Raw genomic sequence first — 21,056 nt, 5'->3', positions numbered from 1 at the left:
CCAAATTCAGATCCTCCCCCGAGGCGATCTCAGGCGTTAACGTCGACGACGATGCGACCGCGAACCTTGCCCGCCAGAATATCCTGGCCGAGTTGCGGCACATCTTTCAGCAGCGCGCGCGACGTCATTGCGTCGAGCTTGCCGAGATCGAGATCTTTTGCGAGGCGCGACCAGGCTTCGATGCGTTTGGCTTTCGGCGCCATGACGCTGTCGATGCCTGCCAGCGTGACGCCGCGCAGAATGAAAGGCGCGACGGAGGCTGGAAGGTCCATGCCTTGCGCAAGGCCGCAAGCGGCGACCGTGCCGCCGTAGCGCGTCATCGCCAATGCATTGGCAAGCGTGTTGCTGCCGACCGCGTCGACAACACCAGCCCAGCGCTCCTTGCCGAGCGGCTTGCCGGGGGCGGAAAGTTCATTGCGATCGATGATCTCGGCCGCACCAAGGCCCTTGAGATAATCGGCTTCGGATGCACGACCCGTCGAAGCAATGACGCGATAGCCGAGCTTTGCCAGAAGCGCGATGGCGACCGAGCCGACGCCGCCCGCAGCGCCCGTCACGAGAATGTCGCCCTTGTCCGGCGTCACGCCATTTTTCTCCAGCGCCATGACGCAGAGCATCGCCGTGTAGCCAGCCGTGCCGATCGCCATGGCATGAGCGTTTGAAATACTGTCGGGAAGCTTCACCAGCCAGTCGCCCTTCACGCGCGCCTTCTGGGCATAGCCGCCATTATGCGTCTCGCCGACGCCCCAACCGTTCAGCACGACGCGGTCGCCGGGCTTGAAATCACTGTTGGTGGAGGTTTCGACCTTGCCCGCAAAATCGATGCCGGGGATGAGCGGCCAGGTGCGCACGACGGGCGCGGCGCCGGTCAGCGCCAAACCGTCCTTGTAATTCACCGTCGAAAAATCGACCGCGACCGTTACGTCGCCGTCCATCAGATCGGCAAGCCCAAGCTCGACGATCTCGGTCTTCTGGCCTGTCTCGGCCTTGGATACGCGAATGGCGCGGAATTTGTCGGTCATCTGGCTCCCTGCCGGCCCTTTTCGGGCTCAACTTTAGTGATGCTGGGCACAAACGAACCCAAAACCGGCCCCCGGTCAAGGCTGGGCTTGGGCGGGACGTTTTGAAGTTTGTTGGCGGCTCATTGCGCCTTGCGCGGCGGAAGCAGCAATCGGCAATGCCGAGTGCCAAAATTTTTGCCACAGATATGAAAAATCGCAACAAGCGACATGCATAAGCATCGACCGGCCAGCATCCGGTTCGTTAGGATTCACGCGTCGGCACAATGGGCCGAAGCCCGTGTCTCGGTCACGCCGACTGTGTGAACGCAGCAGGAGTTTCGTTCCGTGACGCAAGTTTCAGAGCTTCAACACATGCTCGACGGCTACCGGCTTGTGACCGCCGAAATTCTTTACCGCATGCCGGATCATCTCGGCGTCTTGCAGACTTTCGTCTGGCAGGACTACGACCTCGCGCCGCGCTATCCGGGCTTGAGCAAGTTTCTCGCCTATTGGGAAAAGAACCTCGACGGGCCGCTTCATTCGGTGCGCATCGCGACGAAGCGGGTGATTACTCCGGCAGAGTTTCCGTATACGGAGTTTGTTGGGATAGTGCATTAAGCAGATTGCGCCTCCCACACACCGATGTCACCCCAGGACTTGCTCCCGGGGTTCATGCCACAAGCAAAGCAGGAAGATGGGTCCCGGGAACAAGTCCCGGGACGACGCGGAGAGTGTGGTTACGCGCGCGGCAACGCCTCAACGAACTCAATCGGCTCGCCGCCTGCCGCGCCTGTGATTTCATCGTTCCACATGACGCGGCGGCCGCGGATGATGGTGCCGATGGGCCAGCCTGTCGCCTGCTGGCCGTCATAAGGCGTCCACTGGCTGCGGCTGGCGATCCAGTCATTGGTGATGGTGCGCTTCGCCTTCATGTCGACGATGGTGAGGTCGGCATCGTAGCCGACGGCGATGCGGCCCTTGCGGGACATGCCGAAAATGCGCTGCGGACTGGCGGATGTGAGATCGACGAAACGCTGAAGCGTCAGGCGTCCTGCATTCACATGATCGAGCATGATCGGTACGAGCGTCTGAACACCCGTCATGCCGGAAGGCGAAGCGGGATAGGTCTTGCTCTTTTCCTCACGCGTATGCGGGGCGTGATCTGAGCCCAGCACGTCGAAGACGCCTTGCGCGAGACCCTGCCACAAGCCGGTACGGTGCTCCGCCGTGCGTATGGGCGGGTTCATCTGTGCATAGGTGCCGAGGCGCTCGTAGCAATCAGGCGCGAAGAGCGTGAGATGCTGCGGCGTGACTTCGGCTGTCGCGATGTCCTTTGCGGCGGCGAGCAGCGGCACTTCCTCGGCGGTTGTGATGTGCAGCACATGGATGCGCTTTCCCGCCGCGCGGGCGAGATGGAGAAGCCGCGTCGTGCAGCGGACCGCGCTTTCGACATCGCGCCAGACAGGATGGGTTTCGGGCCTGCCTTCAAGCGCCAGAGGCTTGCGCTCGATCATGCGGTCTTCGTCTTCGGAGTGGAAGGCGGCGCGGCGGTTGATGACCTTGAGCAGACGCGCCACGTCCTTGTCGGTCGCAACAAGAAGCGTACCGGTGCTCGATCCCATGAAGACCTTGATGCCGCAACAGCCCGGCTCGCGCTCGATCTCGGGCAGGAGATCGGTGTTCTCGACGGTTGCGCCGCCGTAAAAGGCGAAGTCACACTGCATGCGGTTGCGCGCGCGGCGCACCTTGTCGGCGATGGCGTCTGGCGTGGTGGTCGCCGGAGAGGTATTGGGCATTTCGAAAACGGAGGTGACGCCGCCTAGCACAGCAGCACGGCCGCCTGTTTCCAGGTCTTCCTTATGCTCGTTGCCCGGTTCGCGCATATGGACCTGACTGTCGACGACGCCCGGCAGAACGTGAAGCCCTTTCGCGTCGATCACCTCGCCCGCACTTGCGCCTGAAAGATCGCCGATGGCAGCGATGCGCCCGCCGCGAACGCCTATATCGGCAAAACCGATGCCGTCATGATTGACGACGGTTCCACCCTTGATGATGAGGTCGAATGTCTGACTCATGCGAGGACCTTTTCGGGTTGGGGTTCGGTGCGGGCGAGAAGCGCCACGGCGGCGTCATAAACCATATCGACAGTCAGATCCTGCATCGCGTTCGGACCGGCGAATCCTTCGCCCAGATCGTCGAGAATTTCTTCGCGTGAACGGGGACCGCGGACTTGCGCGGTTTTGGTGCCCCAGGGATCGTAGCGGCCATCGGGCGTCGGGCCGAACAGGCCGAGTGTCGGCGCCCCTGCGGCTGCGGAGAGATGCATCAGCCCGCTATCGTTCCCGATATAAAGACGCACGCGCTCGAAACAGGCGGCGACGAGATTGAGGTCTTCGCCGACAAGCTCGATCCGGCGCGCATCCGGCACTGCATCGATGATGGGTTTGGCGAGATCGCGCTCACCCGGCGCGAGTGCGATCAGCACATGCGCGCCTTCCAGCGGTCCGCCCGGGCCGGTCATGCGCCGGGCGAGCGCCGCATGGCGCTCGACTGGCCACATCTTGCGCGGCCACGCAGCGGAGGGGCCCAGCGCGAGAACGGTGCGATCATCGGGAATGAGTTCACGGGCGCGGGCGCGAGCGGCATCGCCCGGCCAGACGCGAGGCCAGGGCGCGGGGTCGAAGCCCGCCACATTGGCATTGTGAATAACCCTGTGCAGCGTGTGGTTGGCGCGCAGGACATGGCGCTTTTTCGCGCAAAGCAGGAAGGCGGTCGCCGAACCGCGCAGGTCGACCACAGCCTCGAAACGGCGGAACATGGTGGCGCGGAGCAGCTTGCGCCAATGGCCGGCGCGCGGTTCCTTGCGCAATTCGATAATTCGCTCGACGCCCGGCGCATTACGGAACAGGGGCGCGGCCAGCGGCCCGCAGGCCACCCAGAAGCGGGCGCCGGGATAGCGTTCCATCAGACCAGCCAGCAGGCCCGTCGACAGTACGCCATCGCCGATGCGATTTGAGGTGATGAAAAGAATGCGCATTCCGCGAAAGGCCGACCTTGCCGTGGCAGGGGAAAGGGTGCGGAGTATAGGTGTGCGATCCGGCACTGCCAAGGAAGCCCGCTTGAGAGGCGCGCATCCGGTTCCTAAATGTGGCAAGCTGTCGTTTTCGGGCCATGCGTCTCGGCCCTTATGGAAGTACCGGCCTTGAGAAGCGGAGCATGAGCCTTAAAGCGTCGATCCTGCCAGAGCGGGGGGTCTTGCGTATCGGTGGAGCCGATGCGCGGACATTTTTGCAAAACCTCATCACGAACAATGTCGATCTCGTGGACGGGACACGTGCCGTCTATGCCGGATTGCTGACACCGCAGGGGAAATTTCTCTTCGACTTTCTCATCGTCGCGGAGGGGGACGCGCTGCTGCTCGACTGCGACGGGGCGCGGATTGCCGAGCTGCAAAAGCGGCTCAATTTCTACAAATTGCGCGCCCAGGTGACGATCGAGGATGTGAGCGCGACCCACAAGGTCGCGGCGATCTGGGGCGGCGAGGCACCGAAGGGCGCTTTCGCCGATCCGCGTCTGGCCGCACTCGGGCACCGTCTCATCGCCGAAAATCCGGCCGTGCCGGGCGCAACGGCCGCGACACCTGCCGAGTATCACCGCCACCGCATCGCGCTTGGCGTCGGCGACGCGGCGCATGATTTCGAGCCGGACCGCACATTTCCGCTCGAAGTCAATTTCGAGGAAATGAACGGCGTCGATTTTCAGAAGGGCTGTTTTGTCGGCCAGGAAGTGACCTCGCGCACCAAGCGGCGTGGCAGCGTGCGAAAGCGCCTCCTGCCCTGCACCGTCGAAGGCGAGATGCCAAAGCCGCATACACCGGTCCGCTCGGTCGGGCGCGAAGTCGGTACCGTGTTCTCGGTCGACAAGGAAGGCGGGCGCGTGCTGGCTCTGCTCAGGCTCGACCTTCTCAATGGCGCGCCGCTCGAAATCGGCGAAACGAGCCTCACGCCGCACAAGCCGAGCTGGGCGAAATTCGAGCTCGAAGGCGCCGAAGAAGATGACAATGCCTGAAGCCGACCCGAAAAAGGCAGAGGGCATCGGCTGCATCTGGCCGGGCACCGATCCGCTTTATGTCTCCTATCACGACCAGGAATGGGGCGTGCCGGAATATGATGACCGGGCGCTTTTCGAGAAGCTGGTGCTGGACGGTTTTCAGGCCGGACTCTCCTGGATCACGATCTTGCGCAAGCGCGAGAATTTCCGCGAGGCCTTTGACGGCTTCGATCCCGAGCGCGTCGTTCGCTACACGCCAGCCAGGGTCGAAAAGCTGCTGAAGAACGAGGGCATCATCCGCCATCGCGGAAAAATCGAAGCCACGATTACCAATGCACGCGCCTGGCTCGACATCATGGATCAAGATGGCGGGTTTTCGGGTTACCTGTGGGATTTCGTCGACGGCAAGCCGCAGCAGAATGCCTTCACGCATATGAAGCAGGTGCCCGCCGAAACGGAGATGAGTGCGAAACTATCGAAATCTCTGAAATCCAAAGGCTTTCGCTTTTGCGGACCGACGATCGTTTACGCTTTCGCGCAAGCTGTCGGCATGGTCAATGATCACATGGTGAGTTGCCCACGCCATCGCGAATGCGCGCGACTTGCGAAATCAAAACGAAGTTGAACGAAGTTTCTTTCGCCTGTCCCACTCTTTCGCCACAATATGGACGCGAGCAGGTCAAGTTATGGCGGTAATGTTGCCACTTGTTCCATAAACGCGGAGGGAGGCCAGGACGATGTTCAAACGCCCGAAGGACACGGATTCAAATTCGTCTGACAAAGATACGTTGCCGCTGCCGACAGGTGCGCGCATCATCGAAAAAACTGCACAGAGCGAGGGCGAAACATCTGCCAATCGTGTCGTGACCCCATCTTATGAAGCAAGGAAGCCAGCCGTGCGTACGTTGCAGACACATACCCAAAACAACGCAGGCGCTACGACTGCCAATCTGCATGTCGGCAGAGGTCTTAAGCTTGAGGGCAAGATTCAGTCCTGCGACAGCCTTGTCATCGAGGGCGACGTGCAGGCAACGATCGAGAGCGGCACGCTCACCATCACCGAAACCGGCGAAGTGCGCGGCGAAGCAACCGTCGAGCAGGCGGAAATCAACGGCAAGTTCGACGGCACGCTGACCGTCAAGAAATGCCTCACCATCAATGCCACCGGCAAGATCACCGGCACGGTTCGCTATGGCGAGCTGAAGGTCGAGCAAGGCGGCAAGATCAGCGGCGAAATCCAGTCGACCGAAGGCGCGGCCGCGACCGCACGCAAGGGCGACACAGCAGCGTCGGCCTGAGGCCGAACTCACTAGCAGGGTTAATTTGAAGGGAAACCGGGTCCGTTTACGGGCACCGGGCCCTTTGGCTTGTCCAGTTTGGCGTTAGGTAGTGGAATCTCGCGCGCCGCTGGCCTAATTTAGGGCATGGCCAAGGGAGGGCTGTGAGCGGAGACGGCGCGAGAGGCAATACTCGCGGGCGCTTGCGTTCGGTCGAAAAAATAACCAGGTGAGAAATTGACCAAAGTCGTCATTAGCGGGACCGGTGTATTCACGCCGCCGAACTCAATCAGCAATCAGGAACTCGTCGAATCCTTCAACGCCTATGTTCGCAAATTCAATGCGGAGCATGAGGGCGCAATCGCCAGTGGCAAAGTGCAGCCCTTGCAGGAATCGAGCGCAGAATTCATTCACAAGGCCTCCGGCATCGAGTCACGCTATGTGATGAACAAGACGGGCATTCTCGACCCCGAGATCATGACGCCGATCTTGCGCGAGCGCTCCAATGACGAGCCGTCGATCCTTGCCGAAATGGCGGTCGACGCAGCGAAGAAAGCGCTGGCGCGGGCAAACAAGACGCCCGCCGATATCGACGCCGTGCTTGTCGCCTGTTCGAACCTTGAGCGCCCCTACCCTGCCATCGCCGTCGAAGTGCAGGACCTGCTCGGCATCGAGGGCTTCGGCTTCGACATGAACGTCGCCTGCTCCTCTGCGACTTTCGCAATCCAGACGGCCTACGACATGCTGCGTTCAGGCTCCGTCAACAGCGTGTTGATCGTCGATCCTGAAATCTGCTCGGGCCATCTGAACTTCCGCGACCGCGACAGCCATTTCATTTTCGGCGACGTATGCACGGCCATCGTGATGGAACGCGAAGAGAGCTGCACGGCAAAGGGCGCCTGGGAAATTCTCGGCACGCGCCTGATGACGAAGTTCTCCAACAATATCCGCAACAATTTCGGCTTCCTCAACCGCACCGCGCCCGAAGGCATCGGCGCGAAGGACAAGCTCTTCGTGCAGGAAGGCCGCAAGGTCTTCAAGGAAGTCGTGCCGATGGTGTCGCAGCTCATTCTCGACCATATGGCCGATGAAGGGCTCGATCCGAAGGACCTGAAGCGCATGTGGCTGCATCAGGCGAACAAGGGCATGAACGATTTCATCGGTCGCAAGGTGCTGGGCCGCGAACCGGTCGCGGGAGAGCAGCCGAATATTCTCAATGAATATGCAAACACCAGTTCTGCCGGTTCGATCATCGCTTTCAGCCAGCACAGCGAAGACCTGAAGCCTGGCGATCTCGGCCTCATTTGCAGCTTCGGTGCGGGCTATTCGGCCGGCAACGTGCTGGTGCGCAAACGGGCCTGAGACCTATACCGGTTCGACGGAGACGATGCGGAACGTCTGCATCTCTCCGTCCTGCTCGGTAACGGAGATATATTCGCCGTTCTGAAATTCGTGACGGTCGAGTTTGAAAAAAGGCTCATCGGCCTCAATCGTCTTCGCATCATAGTCGATCGCCCAGCCGCGGCCGATATGGCGCAGCAGGCCGACCTGATCGGGCTCGCCCTCCCAGAAGCGCCGCACGACGCATTTCTTGGCCTCTGCCCTCCAGCCCTCCGCATCCAGCCGCATCGCCTTGTCGAGCGGCACGACAAGGTCGTACCCATGCGCCGCCGAACCGGCGGGATAGTCCTCATTGCGAGCGAGCGTCAGTCGAACACGGTAAAGAGCCATAGGCATTCTCCTCCTCGTTGTCGTAACAATTGGCGAGCAGCGCGACGCGCTTCAATGCGCCATCAGGACGGGGATCGTGGCGTGGGAACGAATGTGCTGGGTTGCGCCACCGATGATGAATTCACGCAGACGCGAATGGCCATAGCCACCAACGACGAGAAGATCGGCACCCATTTTTTCGGCCTGATCGAGAAGCGCGCCGCCGACAGAGCGGCCTTGCGCCTCCACAAGATGCACACCGGCAGATATTCCGTGTAGTGATAGATAGTCGGCAACCAGGCCGCCGGGCTTGGGGTCCAGCTCCTTGTTGCCGATGCAGAGGATGGTGACGCTTTTTGCCTTGCCGAGAAAGGGGATCGCGGCGGTGACGGCATGAGCAGCCACGGGGCTTTCATCCCAGCCGATGGCAACCACACCGGCGACGTGAATGGCGCAGGCCTTCGGCGCGATCAGAACGGGGCGACCCGCACTCATCAATGCGGCCTCGAGCGTGCTGCCGCCCGCCGCGGTCGCATTGCCTTCACCGAATACGACGAGGTCGGAGAGACGGCTATGTGCGGCAACGATGTCGTCGCGATGGCCGGATACGTCGAGAAAACGTGCGGAGGGCAGCCGCTCGGCGCCTCCATCCTGCACCAGCGCGACATTCGCCTTGGCGGCGGCATCGGCAAACATCGTGCGGGCGCGATCGGAGGCAGCGTCTGCGCCTTCCTTTGCGACCTGCATCAATTGCTCGATCACCTGGCCTGAAACACCATCGCCGAGATAGGGCAAGGCTTCGGTGGGATCGGCCCGGACGAAAAGGCCGACGACCTGCGCGCCGAAAGTTCGCGCAACGGTCAGTGCGGTGCCGATGACCGATGCTTCCGATGCAGCACCAGAAAGCGGAACAAGTATCTTGCGCACAGACATGATCTTTACCCTTCAGTTTTCGCCGCAGGCTTACCACTTAGGTCATGCTCGCTGCCCAGAAGCAAGACGGGACAACCAGCGGCGGCAGAAAGACGCGCAGCATCGTCATCGTCGCCGAGCCAGGCGGCATTCACCACGATCAATCCGGCCCCGGCATTGCGCGCCGCCGCAGCCACATCGGCAGGCCCAAAGCCGCGCGCGAAAATACGGCGAAGCGGCGCACCGATGCGTCGCGCCAGCGTCTCGGCAAAGGCGACGCAGTTTTCGCCAAGGCTCGAACCCTCATCAATTGCGGCAAGCGGACGTATGGATGAAGCCGCACCTTGCTGAACGGCGGGGGACGCGGCGAAAGCGCCGCTCACCGCAACACCGTGCCCGGCAAGCAATACGTCAGCACGCGCATCCCGCGTCGCGGCACGCACAGCGCGACCAAGGTCACGCGGGTTTGCCGCATGCGCGCGAATGATCAGCGTGTCTTGCGCGCCCGCCGTAGCGGCGAGCGAGGCGAACGGACGCCCACGGGCTATGTTGAAACTCCACGGAACATGGGCATCGTTTGCCGTGCGCTCCAATATCCGCCGCATCGTCTCGGCTTGCGCCTGCATGGCGCGGAGCATGCCGCGCTCGTCGAGACCGCGCACTTCACCCGAAAAGGAAATTTCACGAGCAAATGGAAGGCATGACATGGCCAGCAGGTCTTCGTCCTCGACGAAAACGCCGCAAAGGTTCGCCTCCACCGAAGCGGCGACACGCGCGGCGAGCGCCAGCGCCTCGCGGGCCATGAAATTCGTATCAAGGCCGACAACGATGCGGCGACGCAAGCGCGCTTTCCCGTCTTCCTCACGGGTAGTGGATTGCGGATCGGGCTTTCGTGCCGCCATCAGGCTTCACCTTTTCCCACTATCGTCGATACGCTGCTGCGCGTAGCGGCGCTGATTATCGGCAAAGGCGGCAAGCCGGGCTTCCGCCTTCGCATAGACCGAACCGGGTGTGAACTTACCGTCTGCGCCGCGTGTTCCGGCGGGCATATCCATCAGCAGTTCGACGCCTCCCTCGATCGTCTCCACAGGATAGACCGCAAACATGCCGCGCTCCACAGCGTCGACAACGTCCTGGCGCAACATCAAATGCTTCACATTCGCAGCCGGGATCAGCACACCCTGATCGCCTGTCAGGCCGCGCCGCATACAGATGTCGAAAAAGCCTTCGATCTTGTCGTTGACGCCGCCGATTGCCTGCACTTCGCCAAGCTGGTTGACCGAGCCGGTGACGGCGAAGCCTTGTGCGATGGGCACTTCGGCAAGCGCGGAAATCAGCGCGTATAGCTCGGCGGACGATGCGCTGTCGCCATCGACGCCGCCATAGGATTGCTCGAAAACGAGGCTCGCGCTCATCGAGAACGGAATTTCGGGCAGGAAGGTTGCCGAAAGATAGCCGGACAGAATGAGCACGCCTTTGGAATGGATCGGGCCGCCGAGATCGACCTCGCGCTCAATGTCGAGCACACGCGCGCTGCCAAGCCCCATGCGCACACGCGCGGTGATGCGGCTCGGGCGACCAAAGGAGATCGCGCCCATCGACAGGATGGAAAGGCCGTTCACCTGCCCGACCTTCTCGCCTTCTGTATCGATCATGATGATGTCGCGCGTGATCATCTCAAGGCTCTGTTCACGCATGCGGTCCGCACGGCCGATCTGCGCATCGATCGCGGCATCGACATGAAAAGCGGTGATAAGGCTTGCCTCTTTCGTGCGGGCGATGAAGTCCGCTTCGCGCAGCAGGTCCTCGATAGGACGCACGGCGGTCGAGAGCTTCTCCGCATCTTCGGCAAGGCGCGACGCGCGCTCGACAAGGCGCGCAACGCCCGTACGATCAAGCGGCAGCAGATCTTCGCGGCGGCAGAGCCCGGCAAGGAAACGAGCATAAAGCAGATCGTTCTCGCTTTCGCGGTCGACCACATCTTCGAAATCGGCGGCGACCTTGAAGAGTTCGCCAAACTCGGGATCGGCATTCGAGAGCATGTAATAAAGATAGCGGTCGCCGAAGAGGATGACTTTCAGGTCGAGCGGTATGGGATCGGGCTCCAGCGTCACCGTACTCACGAGGCTCATGAATTCGCCGGGCGACTCGATGACGATCTTGCGGCGACGGAGTGCGCGCTTCAGCGCCTCCCAGGCCAGCGGCTCGCGCAGCAGCTTCAGCGCATCGACAAGCAGATAGCCGCCATTCGCTCGATGAAGCGAGCCCGCCTTGATGAGCGTGAAGTCCGTGATGAGCGCGCCCATTTGCGGAATATGCTCGACGCGACCGACGAGGTTTTGCAACGTCGGATGATCCTCGTAAATGATCGGCGCGCCGCCGCCGATATAGCCACTCGCATCGATAAGCGGTTCGGCCTTCCAGGGCGAGGCGGCAGGTTTTTTGGGCACGCCATTGGTGCCGACGATGACGTTGATCTCGTAGCGGCGGAAGGGGTTGATCGCGCCCAGCGGCACGGGCTGGCCCATTGGCCCCTGCACCATCACCGCCTGCTGCTGCTCAACGTCTCCGACGACAGCGAAGATGCCCGCATTGTCCACGAGATCTGTCGCGACGGAGGCAAGCCAGTCGCGCGCTGCCGGCATAGTTTCAAAACGCTGCCGCAACTCGCGCATTGCGCGCTCCACAAGGCGCTCGGCGACTTCGCGGTTGAGCAGCCGCAAGCGTTCGCGATGTTCCTTTTCCCAAGCGGGCATATGCTCGAGCGTGTCGGCCAATTCCTTTTGCAGCCCCTGAACCACACCTTCGATGCGCTTGCGCTCGGCCTCCGGCAGCGCATTGAACTCTTCAGGCTTCAGCACTTCGCCCTGATGGTCGTCGCCATGATGCACAGGCGCGAGGCCGAATCCGGCAGGCGTGCGCAACAGCGCGACGGACTGACCCTCGGCGCGCGTCCGCAGACCTTCAAATGCCTGTTCCTGACGTTCGCGATATTCCTCGTCGATGGTCTGTCGGCGGTTCTGATATTCCTCGCTTTCAAGGGCGCCCGGCACCGTGACCTTCAGATCGTCGATGAGGCGGGCCATGCCCTCCTTCAACGCCGCAGCGCTGCCCGCAGCAAGTTCCAGCACGATCGGGCGGTTCGGCGCGGCAAAGCGCATCACGTAGACCCAGTCGGACGGCGCGCGTTCGCGGACCGCGACGTCGGCAAGAAAGCTGGTCACGGCTTCGTGCTTGCCTGCACCCTCGGGGCCGAGCACGAATAGATTATACCCATGGCGACGGATCGCCGTGCCGAAGCGCAACGCCTCCAGCACGCGCTCCTGCCCGGCAAGGCCCGGCAAATCCTCAAGTTCTGCGGTTGTTTTGAATTCGAACGGAGAGAGATCGCAGGCGCGATAAAGAAGTTCCGCGGGAATCGGATCGACGGCCATGCTTGTCCTGAAATCTTGTTACGGTTGGCGAGTCTATGACTCTCGGCATGGCAGGGCAAATCCCGCGCGGCTTCTGCAAAACCGCTTACAGTTTTACGACGCCCATCCTAGATTGCCCGGCTCCTAACGAGAGGGAAAAGCATGGCCGTGCCAAGCCGCAGCAAAGACGGAAAACCCAGAGCATGGCAGCGCATGCTGAGCGGAAGGCGGCTCGACCTGCTCGACCCCTCGCCGCTCGACATCGAGATTGAGGATATTGCACACGGGCTTGCCCGCGTTGCGCGCTGGAACGGACAGACAACTGGCGAGCACGCCTATTCAGTGGCCGAACATTGCGTGCTGGTTGCCGATATCTGCACGACGATCCGGCCCGGCTGGCCCAAGCGCTGGCGTCTTGCCGCACTGCTGCATGACGCGCCTGAATATGTGATCGGCGACATGATCAGCCCGTTCAAGGCGGCGCTGGGAATCGACTACAAGGCCTTCGAGCATCGACTTGCCGCTGCAATCCATATGCGCTTCGGCCTTCCCGCCGACCTGCCCCATACGGTCGAAGACATCATCAAGCGCGCGGACAAGGCCTCTGCGTTTTTCGAGGCGACACAGATCGCCGGATTTTCAGACGAGGAAGGCGCGCAGATTTTCGGGCGGCCGCGCGGCCTTATACCCGTATCGCTGAAACCTCTGGCGACCGGGCAGGCTCAAGCGCGGTTTCTGAAGCGGTTCGCGGAGTTGGCGGGCGAGTAAGCGCAGCGTCATAATTTTCTCCTGCGAATCGGTTAAACTGCTGTTGCAGCGGCATTTCGCCGGTACTTTTCACAGATTTGTGCTATTCCTGTTCCATGATTTACGTGAGCCCCCTCAGCGGCGTTGCGGACGCCATTCGGACTGTCGGTCCGTCGCATCTGGTCAGCTTGCTCGATCCTGAAACAATGATCGACACGCCGCAGGGCATCGATGCGGCACGGCATTTGCGTCTGTCGGTCAACGACATTGCCGAGCCGAACGAGATGCTGGTGAGCCCGAGCGAGGCGCATGTTTCGCAACTCATCGGCTTCATCCGTCGCTGGGATCAGAGGAGCCCGATGCTGGTTCATTGCTGGGCCGGGATCAGCCGGTCGACGGCGGCGGCCTTCATTGCGCTCTGTACGCTGAACGAAAACCACCCGGAAGACGATCTGGCGCGGCTGGTGCGCGCACGGGGCTCTCATGCCTATCCAAACCGGCTGATGGTGCGGCTTGCCGACGATATTCTCGGGCGAAAGGGTCGCATGCGCGCGGCCGTGGAGGCCCTGGGGCCCGCGCGGGCAACGTGGGAAGGCGAGCTTTTCGCCCTGCCTGTTCATCCAGGGAGCTGACATATGAGCAAGCCCGGTGGACCCAGCGCAGAGAAAAGGGGCACGCCGCAACCTCTCGGCTCGGTTTCGCGGGGAGAGCTTGCCAGCAAGGCCGTTGTCATCGGCCTGAACGCCGCCATCGTTACCGTCTCGGAAGACCAGCCGAAAATTCTCGTCGTGCCGCAGGCGAGCGGAAGCGGCGCCAATGCCGAAAGCTGGGACGCGCTGCCCTTCGGTCCCTTCGATCCCTTGCGCCATCGCACGCTCGATATCGGCCTGCGCGACTGGGTGCAGGAGCAGACGCATCTGGCGCTCGGCTATGTGGAGCAGCTTTATACGTTCGGCGATCGCGGGCGCAACGCGCTCGAAGTTGAAGAAGCTGGCGAGCATGTCGTTTCCGTCGGTTATCTGGCGCTGACACGCACGCATGATGGCGAGCTTGAAGGCGCGGCCTGGCGCGACTGGTATCAGCACTTCCCCTGGGAAGACTGGCGCGATGGCAAGCCTGCGGTGATCGAGCAGACGATTGCACCGCTCCTGCGCGAATGGGCGGCTCAACAGGCCGATGCAAGCCCCGAAGAACTCACACGCGGCAAGCGGCGCGACCGTATGCGGCTCTGCTTCGGCCTCGACGGCGTTCAGTGGGACGACGAAAAAGTGCTTGAGCGATATGAGCTTCTTTATGAAGCAGGCCTGTTGCGCGAGGCGGCGCGCGACGGACGGCAGAACGCTCGCATGACGAGCGAAGCGCAAACCGGTGATCCGGTTCTCGGGCGGCCGATGCAGTTCGATCATCGGCGCATTCTGGCCACCGCGATGAGCCGACTGCGCGCCAAGCTCAAATACCGCCCCGTCGCTTTCGAGCTGATGCCCCCCGCCTTCACGCTTTACGAGTTGCAGAAGACGGTCGAGGCGCTCCTTGGCCTGCATGTCCACAAGCAGAACTTCCGCCGCCTTGTCGAGAAAGGCGGGCTCGTGGAGCGCACAGGCCGCATGACGACACGCACAGGCGGCCGCCCCGCCGAGCAATTCCGTTTCCGCCGCGAAGTATTGAACGAACGACCCGCGCCCGGATTAAGGCTTGCGCCATCAAAGAGCCGTGCCAATAGTTGATCGTCGGTACAGAGATATTCCAGCGATGCGAGCCAGATGAGAGAGATTTCACTCAAGGCAGTCGTGGTCAGCTCGATCTTCAACTTTGTGTTGATGGTCATCCTGATCATGGTTCTGGCGGCGATATTCGCGTCGCAATATTCCGCCACGGGCGGTGCGCCTGCCAGCGAAACAGAAGTTTCAGTCGCGTTCGAGGCATCATGGCTTTCCATGCTTGCGCTTGTCGCGCCCGTTGCCGCGGGCTATCTCGCCGCCGCGATGGCCAAACGGGCGGCCATATTGCACGGCGCATTGTCGTCGAGCCTCAATGTCGCCTGGGGCGTTGTGTGCCTCATCTTCCTCGTGCCGGTACAGATTTCCAGCCTTCTGATACTTGCGGCAAATCCCCTGCTTGGCGTCCTTGGCGGCTATATTTGGCTAAGATCATATAAACGCTAGGTTATTCGTGCCGCGCCACAGCCCAAATAAATGCGTCAACGCCCGGTCATATTCCGGTTGACGCTTGATAATGCTCAGTCGTAGCATATCTTTAATCCGAGCCCGACCCCTCGCTGGAGGCGTCGGCGTTTTTGATCCCAATAATATGCTCAATGTGAGCATTATTAGGAGATGAGGCAGATGGCACTCGCAGGCGAATTGCAGCGCGATACGGCGCTGAGCAAACCGGCGGCTCGCACGTTCAAGCCACTGGACATGCCCGAGCTGGAATACACGCCCGGCCTCGCCAAGGAGATGGCGCCGCTTTACGAGAAGGTGAAGCATGTTGTGCCCTCCATCGAGTGGCCCTTCTTCGCCCCCTATATTCACGCCATCAACCGGCTGAAGAAAGAGCGCGATGCGGTCATCCTCGCGCATAATTATCAGACGCCGGAAATCTTCCACGGCGTTGCCGACATTGCGGGCGACTCGCTGCAGCTTGCCAAGGAAGCGACCAAGGTCGACGCCTCGGTGATCGTGCAATGCGGTGTGCACTTCATGGCCGAGACGTCGAAGCTGCTCAATCCGCAGAAGACCGTTCTCATTCCCGATGTGCGGGCCGGTTGCTCGCTTGCCGACTCGATCACGGGCGCGGACGTACGCCTTCTCCGTCAGAAATATCCCGGCGTGCCGATCATCACCTATGTCAACACGTCAGCCGAGGTGAAGGCCGAGAGCGACATCTGCTGCACCTCGTCCAATGCGCTCAAGATTGTCGAGAGCTTCGGCGTCGATCGCGTGCTTTGCATTCCCGACGAATATCTCGCGCAGAACATTGCCAATCAGACCAAGGTGAAGGTCATCGCCTGGAAGGGCCATTGCGAAGTGCATGAGCGCTTCACGCCGGAAGAGCTGCGCCAGTATCGCAAGGACGATCCGAATATCGTCATCATCGCGCATCCCGAATGCCCGCCCGCCGTTGTCGCGGAAGCCGACTTCTCGGGCTCGACCAGCGGCATGATCGACTGGGTGAAGAAGAACAAGCCCGCCCGCGTCGTCATGGTGACCGAGTGCTCGATGAGCGACAACGTCGCGGTCGAAAACCCCGATGTCGAATTTGTGCGCCCCTGCAATCTCTGCCCGCACATGAAGCGCATCTCGCTCAAGAACATTCTCGACAGCCTCGTCTATATGCGTGAGGAAGTGATGGTCGATCCGGCCATCGCAGGCCGCGCGCGGCTGGCCGTCGAGCGGATGATCAATCTCAAGAACTGACGCCACAGCAAGGGCTCCAAGGCGCACCATGTCTCAGCGTAACTTCGTCGATGCCGGCGACGTCCTGATCGTCGGTGCGGGTCTTGCCGGGCTTTTCACGGCGATGAAGCTTGCGCCTCGTGCGGTGACGGTGCTCGCCGCCGCGCCGCTGGGCGACGGCGCGTCGAGCGCCTGGGCGCAAGGCGGCGTCGCGGCGTCGGTCGATGCGGGCGATACGCCGGAATCCCACACGGCCGACACGGTTGCGGCAGGCGCGGGCATTGTCGATGAAGCAGCGATGCTTTCCATCGCGCGCGAGGCGGGCGACCGCATCGAAGACCTGCTGCGGCTCGGCGTTCCTTTCGATCGCGATCTGGAGGGCAAGCTGTCGCTCGGGCGCGAGGCGGCGCATAGCCACCGGCGCATCGTGCGCGTGCGCGGCGACCGCGCGGGCCGCGCCATCATGGAGGCGCTTGTCGCCGCCGTGCGGGCAACGCCTTCCATTCGCATCATCGAGGGTTACTCAGCCTACGAACTTGTCATGGCCGGATCTCGCGTCGCGGGTGTTCATGCTCATGACGCGGAGGGGCGCTCGCTCACCGTGACGGCACGTGCGACGGTGCTCGCATCGGGCGGCGTCGGGCAGCTTTTTGCGGTGACGACAAATCCGCCGCAAGCGCGCGGGCAAGGCATTGCCATTGCGGCGCGTGCAGGCGCGGTGCTTGCCGATACGGAATTCGTGCAATTTCATCCGACTGCGATTGCAGGCACGCGCGACCCTGCCCCTCTCGTCACCGAAGCATTGCGTGGCGAGGGCGCGATCCTCATCGACGCCCAGGGCCGCCGCTTCATGCCCGCCGTGCATCCCGATGCCGAACTAGCGCCCCGCGATGTCGTTGCCCGCGCGATCTATCGCGAGATCGCGGCGGGGCGGAACGTCTATCTCGACACGCGCGCGGTGCTCGGCGCGAGGCTGCCGGAAGCCTTCCCCACGGTTTACGAAAATTGCGTCAGCATGGGGATCGACCCAGTGCGCGATCCGATCCCTGTCGCACCAGCCGCGCATTACCACATGGGCGGCATCAAAGTGGACGCGGATGGCCGCACGAGCCTCGACGGGCTCTGGGCTTGCGGCGAGGTTTCGTCAACCGGCGCGCATGGCGCCAATCGGCTGGCGTCGAATTCGCTGCTTGAGGCCGTCGTCTATGGCGCGCGCATCGCGCGCGATATTGCGGGCGCATCGCTAGGGCATGCCGGTCCTGCCACCGAAACGACAGAACTTGTTTCCTCGACGCCCATGTCGCCCCGTCTCGTGATGCAGCTTCGCCAGTTGATGACGGCATCCGTCGGCGTGATCCGCAATCGCGACGGGCTCACGCATGCGCTGGGCGAGATTGCCCGGCTTGAGCAAGCAAGCGGCAGCATCAATCTCTTCATCAATCTCGCTACTACGGCAAAGCTCATTGCGGCCGCAGCACTGGCGCGCGAAGAAAGCCGCGGCGGGCATTTCCGCAGCGACTTCCCCGAGCCGCGCGAGAGCTGGCGCCACAGAACATTTCTCACCCTCGCCGATGCGGCGCTCATTTCAGACGAAGCGGCCTCCAGCAGCGTCGCCACTCAAAAAGGCTCTTGTGCATGACACTTATCGCTCTCGAGCCCCTGCCCTCGCTTTTGATCGAGCCGGCGGTACGCGCAGCGCTTGCCGAAGATCTTGGCCGCGCGGGCGACATCACCACTGAAGCGACGATCCCGGTGGAGGCAAAAGCACGCGTCGTCATCCGCGCACGCGAGGATGGCCGCATTGCCGGGCTCGACTGCGCACGCATGGCGTTCCGCCTGATGGACCCGAACTTGCGCGTCGCGGTTCAGTTGCCCGACGGGTCAGACGTGATGCCGGGCGACATTGTCGCCGCCATTGAAGGCTCGGCACGGGCGATCATCACCGGCGAGCGCGTGGCGCTGAATTTCCTCGGGCATCTGTCGGGCATCGCCACGGCAACGCGCGAGATCGCGCGCGCCATCGAAGGCACCAAGGCGCGGGTCTGCTGCACGCGCAAGACGACGCCGGGACTCCGGGCACTGGAAAAATACGCAGTGCGCGCGGGCGGCGGCATGAACCACCGCTTCGGGCTCGATGATGCCGTTCTCATCAAGGATAACCACATCGCCGTTGCAGGCGGCGTGCGCGAGGCCATTGAACGGGCGCGGAGGCGGGCCGGGCACATGGTCAAGGTCGAGGTCGAGGTCGATACGCTCGATCAGCTTGAAGAGGCCCTTGCGACGGGCGTCGAGGTCGTTCTGCTCGACAATATGACGCCCGAGCAGCTTGCCCATGCCGTGAAGCTCGTCGCGGGCCGAGCCATTACAGAGGCATCGGGCCGGGTGACGGCGGCGACTGCGCCGGCCATTGCGGCGGCGGGGGTGGACCTCATCTCCTGCGGCTGGATCACGCATTCAGCGCCCTGCCTCGACCTCGGGCTCGACTTTGACGCCCTGACGGCTTCCTGAGGCCTTCCAGGGCCCTTCTGGCGCCTCATCACTGGCTTCCTGCTGGCATTTCCCGGGCCTCGTTCGCTAGAATGCGGTACAGCAAAATTCCAAGAAACCAATGGGAGGCACAATGGGAAGCGCGAACGGACGTAAGTCCATCTTCATCACCGGCGCGGCATCGGGCATGGGCCGGGAAACGGCGCGGCTCTTTCACTCGAAGGGCTGGTTTGTCGGCGCCTTCGATCAGAACGGCGAAGGGCTGAAAGCGCTCGAAGCGGAACTTGGGGCCGATAACTGCCTCATCCGCCGTCTCGACGTGACCGACAAGCTCGATTACGAAAAAGCGATCGCGGAATTCGGCGCCGCCACGGACGGCAAGATGGATATTCTTTTCAACAATGCCGGGATCGGCGCGGGCGGCTTCTTCGACGAGCAGCCTTTCGAAGACATTCTGAAGGTCGTGCAGGTCAACTTCGTCGGCGTGTTGAACGGCATTCATTCGGCCATCGGACTTTTGAAGGCCACGCCGGGGTCGCTCTGCTTCACCACCTCGTCATCGTCGGCAACTTACGGCATGCCGGGCATCGCCGTTTATTCCGCGACCAAGCATGCGGTGAAGGGGCTGACCGAAGCTCTCTCCATCGAATTCCGTCGCCATGGCGTGCGCGCCGCCGACGTGCTGCCGGGTCTCATCGACACGCCGATCCTGCCGCCTGAAGCGGTCAAGAATGCGCCGAAGGACGGCATGTTCCGCGCCATCCCGCCCATGGAAGTGGCGAAGGTCGTGTGGGAAGCCTACTCGTCCGACAAGCTGCATTGGTACGTGCCGCCGGAACTCAGCGAACTCGACAAGGCGGCCGGCAATATGCCCGAAGTCGTCCGTGAACAGATCGCCACGACAGGACCGATTGCAAAGATGATCGCAGACGCGCAGGCCAAATCGAACGGCTGACACAGAAGCGCATGAATGCAAAAAGGCGGAGCATCAAGCTCCGCCTTTTTTAATGCGATGAGATTGCCTACGACTGCGGATCGGGAACAGCGTCGGCAGTGCGGTAGAAAATATGCTGGCCGATCTTTGCGACTTCCACCATGTGTGGCGCCCAATAGGGGCTCACATAAGAGGCGTGGTAATAGGTTGCCGAACCGACGATGGAATTGCGCACCTTGCCTGCAAGCACGTAATGCGCGAGGCGCTGCGCCTTGCGCCAGGCGACGGGATCGCGCGGCTTCCTCATGTCGCCATTGCAGGCGAATGAGAACTGGCACTGGTTCGACTTTGCGCCCTGGAAAACCACGCCGCAGATGCTGGCCGGATAGCGGCCCGACATGACGCGATTGAGAACAACTTCCGCGACGGCGAGCTGGCCGATGGCGCTCTCGCCGCGCGCTTCGAAATAGATGCCTTCCGTCAGGCAACGGCGTTCTTTTTCAAGATCGCCCAGCTTGATGTTCAGGACCGGCGGCGACACGACGACGGCGCTGTGAAGCAAGGTGGCGGTCGCGTCCGCGCTGCGGAATACGGCGGGTACGGCAATTGAGGGTGTGTCGGAGACGCTCGCCAGCATGGCGCGCGCATCGTGCATGGGTTCAGCGGCAGCGACATTTCCCAACGCCGTCACGCTCGTCATGGCTTCCGTGGAAGTCATGCTGCTGATGAGGGCGCCGGACACCACGGTAAGGCAAAATAAACCAACCGCGACATGGGCCGTGCCTGAAAGCATATGGCTCACATCGAGCCATTCCAGAAGTCTTCGCATCGTTCTCCAATCCGACCGCTTTGTTGTTCTATCAGGCCTCGGAGCACCCCCGCGCAACTTGCGGTTTTGCCTAACCCCGTATGGGTCTTCCGAGGCGCTGCGGACAGCGCTGCTGTACGTGCCAGAGCCCGATGCCGTCCCGACACCTGGGCATTCACACACTTAACGAGGCGCCGAATTAACACATGCCTAGCGAGGCGACAACCGTTTCGTTCCACTGGCGCAGCGTGTTTTTTCTATGTCGTTGGTTTAGCGACGTTTTCTGCGATTAACGAATATGAAAATATCCCGCAATTACGAG

At 61.9% G+C, this 21,056-nt stretch carries 21 protein-coding genes; 13 read left to right on the top strand and 8 right to left on the bottom strand.

From position 1 onward, the window contains the following. Positions 1–29: 29 nt before the first annotated feature. Positions 30–1,022: an MDR family oxidoreductase gene (locus WA943_RS04345; RefSeq protein ID WP_424468621.1), complete on the bottom strand. Its 993-nt coding sequence runs from the start codon at positions 1,020–1,022 to the stop codon at positions 30–32. Positions 1,023–1,373: 351 nt separating this feature from the next. Between WA943_RS04345 and WA943_RS04340 the strand changes: the two genes are divergently transcribed. Continuing rightward, positions 1,374–1,619, top strand: a complete 246-nt coding sequence (locus WA943_RS04340) for an usg protein (protein WP_424468631.1) — start codon at positions 1,374–1,376, stop codon at positions 1,617–1,619. A gap of 119 nt (positions 1,620–1,738) precedes the next feature. Here the strand turns inward: WA943_RS04340 and WA943_RS04335 are convergent, their stop codons facing one another. Together WA943_RS04335 and WA943_RS04330 are read right to left on the bottom strand one after the other, a co-directional pair. Further along, entirely contained in the window at positions 1,739–3,076 is a 1,338-nt protein-coding gene (locus tag WA943_RS04335; RefSeq protein ID WP_424468620.1) for a dihydroorotase, read from the bottom strand. Beyond that, positions 3,073–4,038 carry a glycosyltransferase family 9 protein gene (locus WA943_RS04330; RefSeq protein WP_424468619.1) on the bottom strand — a complete coding sequence of 322 codons (966 nt, stop codon included), beginning with the start codon at positions 4,036–4,038 and terminating at the stop codon, positions 3,073–3,075. The genes WA943_RS04335 and WA943_RS04330 overlap by 4 nt, the downstream gene beginning before the upstream one ends. 179 nt (positions 4,039–4,217) lie before the next feature. On the opposite strand from WA943_RS04330, the gene WA943_RS04325 reads away from it, so the two are divergent. The 4 genes from WA943_RS04325 (at position 4,218) to WA943_RS04310 (ending at position 7,690) form a co-directional block, all read left to right on the top strand. Further along, complete coding sequence (locus WA943_RS04325) at positions 4,218–5,069, top strand: YgfZ/GcvT domain-containing protein (protein ID WP_424468618.1); 852 nt, start codon at positions 4,218–4,220, stop codon at positions 5,067–5,069. Next, complete coding sequence (locus WA943_RS04320) at positions 5,062–5,676, top strand: DNA-3-methyladenine glycosylase I (RefSeq protein ID WP_424468617.1); 615 nt, start codon at positions 5,062–5,064, stop codon at positions 5,674–5,676. Before WA943_RS04325 ends, WA943_RS04320 begins: the two co-directional genes overlap by 8 nt. A gap of 112 nt (positions 5,677–5,788) precedes the next feature. Continuing rightward, complete coding sequence (locus tag WA943_RS04315) at positions 5,789–6,349, top strand: bactofilin family protein (RefSeq protein WP_424468616.1); 561 nt, start codon at positions 5,789–5,791, stop codon at positions 6,347–6,349. Positions 6,350–6,565: 216 nt separating this feature from the next. Continuing rightward, positions 6,566–7,690 (top strand): beta-ketoacyl-ACP synthase III, encoded by a 1,125-nt coding sequence (locus WA943_RS04310; protein WP_424468615.1) that lies wholly within the window; start codon positions 6,566–6,568, stop codon positions 7,688–7,690. Between the two features lie 3 nt (positions 7,691–7,693). On the opposite strand, the gene WA943_RS04305 is transcribed toward WA943_RS04310, so the two are convergent. Genes WA943_RS04305 through WA943_RS04290 form a run of 4 tightly spaced genes read right to left on the bottom strand, consistent with a single transcriptional unit; the run spans position 7,694 to position 12,384 of the window. Beyond that, positions 7,694–8,059, bottom strand: coding sequence for a hypothetical protein (locus WA943_RS04305; protein ID WP_424468614.1), 366 nt, complete (start codon positions 8,057–8,059; stop codon positions 7,694–7,696). Positions 8,060–8,110: 51 nt separating this feature from the next. Continuing rightward, positions 8,111–8,971 (bottom strand): universal stress protein, encoded by an 861-nt coding sequence (locus WA943_RS04300; RefSeq protein ID WP_424468613.1) that lies wholly within the window; start codon positions 8,969–8,971, stop codon positions 8,111–8,113. A 5-nt stretch (positions 8,972–8,976) separates the two neighbouring features. Further along, the gene (locus WA943_RS04295; RefSeq protein ID WP_424468612.1) at positions 8,977–9,852 is read right to left on the bottom strand and encodes a hypothetical protein; all 876 of its coding nucleotides are present in this window, start codon (positions 9,850–9,852) and stop codon (positions 8,977–8,979) included. A 6-nt stretch (positions 9,853–9,858) separates the two neighbouring features. After that, positions 9,859–12,384, bottom strand: coding sequence for a Lon protease family protein (locus WA943_RS04290; RefSeq protein WP_424468611.1), 2,526 nt, complete (start codon positions 12,382–12,384; stop codon positions 9,859–9,861). 141 nt (positions 12,385–12,525) lie between these two features. Between WA943_RS04290 and WA943_RS04285 the strand changes: the two genes are divergently transcribed. The 8 genes from WA943_RS04285 to WA943_RS04250 all read left to right on the top strand — a co-directional run bounded on the left by WA943_RS04285 (position 12,526) and on the right by WA943_RS04250 (position 19,947). Then, the gene (locus tag WA943_RS04285; protein ID WP_424468610.1) at positions 12,526–13,131 is read left to right on the top strand and encodes a YfbR-like 5'-deoxynucleotidase; all 606 of its coding nucleotides are present in this window, start codon (positions 12,526–12,528) and stop codon (positions 13,129–13,131) included. 104 nt (positions 13,132–13,235) lie between these two features. Next, the gene (locus WA943_RS04280; protein ID WP_424468609.1) at positions 13,236–13,742 is read left to right on the top strand and encodes a tyrosine phosphatase family protein; all 507 of its coding nucleotides are present in this window, start codon (positions 13,236–13,238) and stop codon (positions 13,740–13,742) included. Positions 13,743–13,745: 3 nt separating this feature from the next. Continuing rightward, entirely contained in the window at positions 13,746–14,834 is a 1,089-nt protein-coding gene (locus tag WA943_RS04275; protein ID WP_424468608.1) for an NUDIX hydrolase, read from the top strand. 36 nt (positions 14,835–14,870) lie between these two features. Next, a complete protein-coding gene (locus tag WA943_RS04270; protein WP_424468607.1) occupies positions 14,871–15,272 on the top strand; it encodes a hypothetical protein in 402 nt (133 codons plus the stop codon). 180 nt (positions 15,273–15,452) lie between these two features. Next, positions 15,453–16,526, top strand: coding sequence for a quinolinate synthase NadA (gene nadA, locus WA943_RS04265; protein ID WP_424468606.1), 1,074 nt, complete (start codon positions 15,453–15,455; stop codon positions 16,524–16,526). Between the two features lie 28 nt (positions 16,527–16,554). Further along, positions 16,555–18,144 carry an L-aspartate oxidase gene (locus tag WA943_RS04260; RefSeq protein WP_424468605.1) on the top strand — a complete coding sequence of 530 codons (1,590 nt, stop codon included), beginning with the start codon at positions 16,555–16,557 and terminating at the stop codon, positions 18,142–18,144. Further along, positions 18,141–19,013, top strand: a complete 873-nt coding sequence (gene nadC / locus WA943_RS04255; protein ID WP_424468604.1) for a carboxylating nicotinate-nucleotide diphosphorylase — start codon at positions 18,141–18,143, stop codon at positions 19,011–19,013. Before WA943_RS04260 ends, nadC begins: the two co-directional genes overlap by 4 nt. Before the next feature lie 112 nt (positions 19,014–19,125). After that, the gene (locus tag WA943_RS04250; protein WP_424468603.1) at positions 19,126–19,947 is read left to right on the top strand and encodes an SDR family oxidoreductase; all 822 of its coding nucleotides are present in this window, start codon (positions 19,126–19,128) and stop codon (positions 19,945–19,947) included. A 67-nt stretch (positions 19,948–20,014) separates the two neighbouring features. On the opposite strand, the gene WA943_RS04245 is transcribed toward WA943_RS04250, so the two are convergent. Then, positions 20,015–20,755 (bottom strand): cell wall hydrolase, encoded by a 741-nt coding sequence (locus WA943_RS04245; protein WP_424468602.1) that lies wholly within the window; start codon positions 20,753–20,755, stop codon positions 20,015–20,017. Between the last annotated feature and the right edge of the window lie 301 nt (positions 20,756–21,056).

Source organism: Parvibaculum sp. (assembly GCF_049651025.1).
In the GTDB taxonomy this organism is placed as follows: Bacteria; Pseudomonadota; Alphaproteobacteria; order Parvibaculales; family Parvibaculaceae; genus Parvibaculum.
Note: the sequence above shows the minus strand (reverse complement) of the source record. Positions and strands in the feature narration are given on the sequence as shown.

Bases quoted from the DNA above. Each gene is read 5' to 3' on its own strand.
- WA943_RS04345 (WP_424468621.1), bottom strand. From the start codon at position 1,022: ATGACCGACAAATTCCGCGCCATTCGCGTATCCAAGGCCGAGACAGGC.
- WA943_RS04340 (WP_424468631.1), top strand. From the start codon at position 1,374: ATGCTCGACGGCTACCGGCTTGTGACCGCCGAAATTCTTTACCGCATG.
- WA943_RS04335 (WP_424468620.1), bottom strand. From the start codon at position 3,076: ATGAGTCAGACATTCGACCTCATCATCAAGGGTGGAACCGTCGTCAAT.
- WA943_RS04330 (WP_424468619.1), bottom strand. From the start codon at position 4,038: ATGCGCATTCTTTTCATCACCTCAAATCGCATCGGCGATGGCGTACTG.
- WA943_RS04325 (WP_424468618.1), top strand. From the start codon at position 4,218: ATGAGCCTTAAAGCGTCGATCCTGCCAGAGCGGGGGGTCTTGCGTATC.
- WA943_RS04320 (WP_424468617.1), top strand. From the start codon at position 5,062: ATGCCTGAAGCCGACCCGAAAAAGGCAGAGGGCATCGGCTGCATCTGG.
- WA943_RS04315 (WP_424468616.1), top strand. From the start codon at position 5,789: ATGTTCAAACGCCCGAAGGACACGGATTCAAATTCGTCTGACAAAGAT.
- WA943_RS04305 (WP_424468614.1), bottom strand. From the start codon at position 8,059: ATGGCTCTTTACCGTGTTCGACTGACGCTCGCTCGCAATGAGGACTAT.
- WA943_RS04300 (WP_424468613.1), bottom strand. From the start codon at position 8,971: ATGTCTGTGCGCAAGATACTTGTTCCGCTTTCTGGTGCTGCATCGGAA.
- WA943_RS04295 (WP_424468612.1), bottom strand. From the start codon at position 9,852: ATGGCGGCACGAAAGCCCGATCCGCAATCCACTACCCGTGAGGAAGAC.
- WA943_RS04290 (WP_424468611.1), bottom strand. From the start codon at position 12,384: ATGGCCGTCGATCCGATTCCCGCGGAACTTCTTTATCGCGCCTGCGAT.
- WA943_RS04285 (WP_424468610.1), top strand. From the start codon at position 12,526: ATGGCCGTGCCAAGCCGCAGCAAAGACGGAAAACCCAGAGCATGGCAG.
- WA943_RS04275 (WP_424468608.1), top strand. From the start codon at position 13,746: ATGAGCAAGCCCGGTGGACCCAGCGCAGAGAAAAGGGGCACGCCGCAA.
- WA943_RS04270 (WP_424468607.1), top strand. From the start codon at position 14,871: ATGAGAGAGATTTCACTCAAGGCAGTCGTGGTCAGCTCGATCTTCAAC.
- nadA (WP_424468606.1), top strand. From the start codon at position 15,453: ATGGCACTCGCAGGCGAATTGCAGCGCGATACGGCGCTGAGCAAACCG.
- WA943_RS04260 (WP_424468605.1), top strand. From the start codon at position 16,555: ATGTCTCAGCGTAACTTCGTCGATGCCGGCGACGTCCTGATCGTCGGT.
- nadC (WP_424468604.1), top strand. From the start codon at position 18,141: ATGACACTTATCGCTCTCGAGCCCCTGCCCTCGCTTTTGATCGAGCCG.
- WA943_RS04250 (WP_424468603.1), top strand. From the start codon at position 19,126: ATGGGAAGCGCGAACGGACGTAAGTCCATCTTCATCACCGGCGCGGCA.
- WA943_RS04245 (WP_424468602.1), bottom strand. From the start codon at position 20,755: ATGCGAAGACTTCTGGAATGGCTCGATGTGAGCCATATGCTTTCAGGC.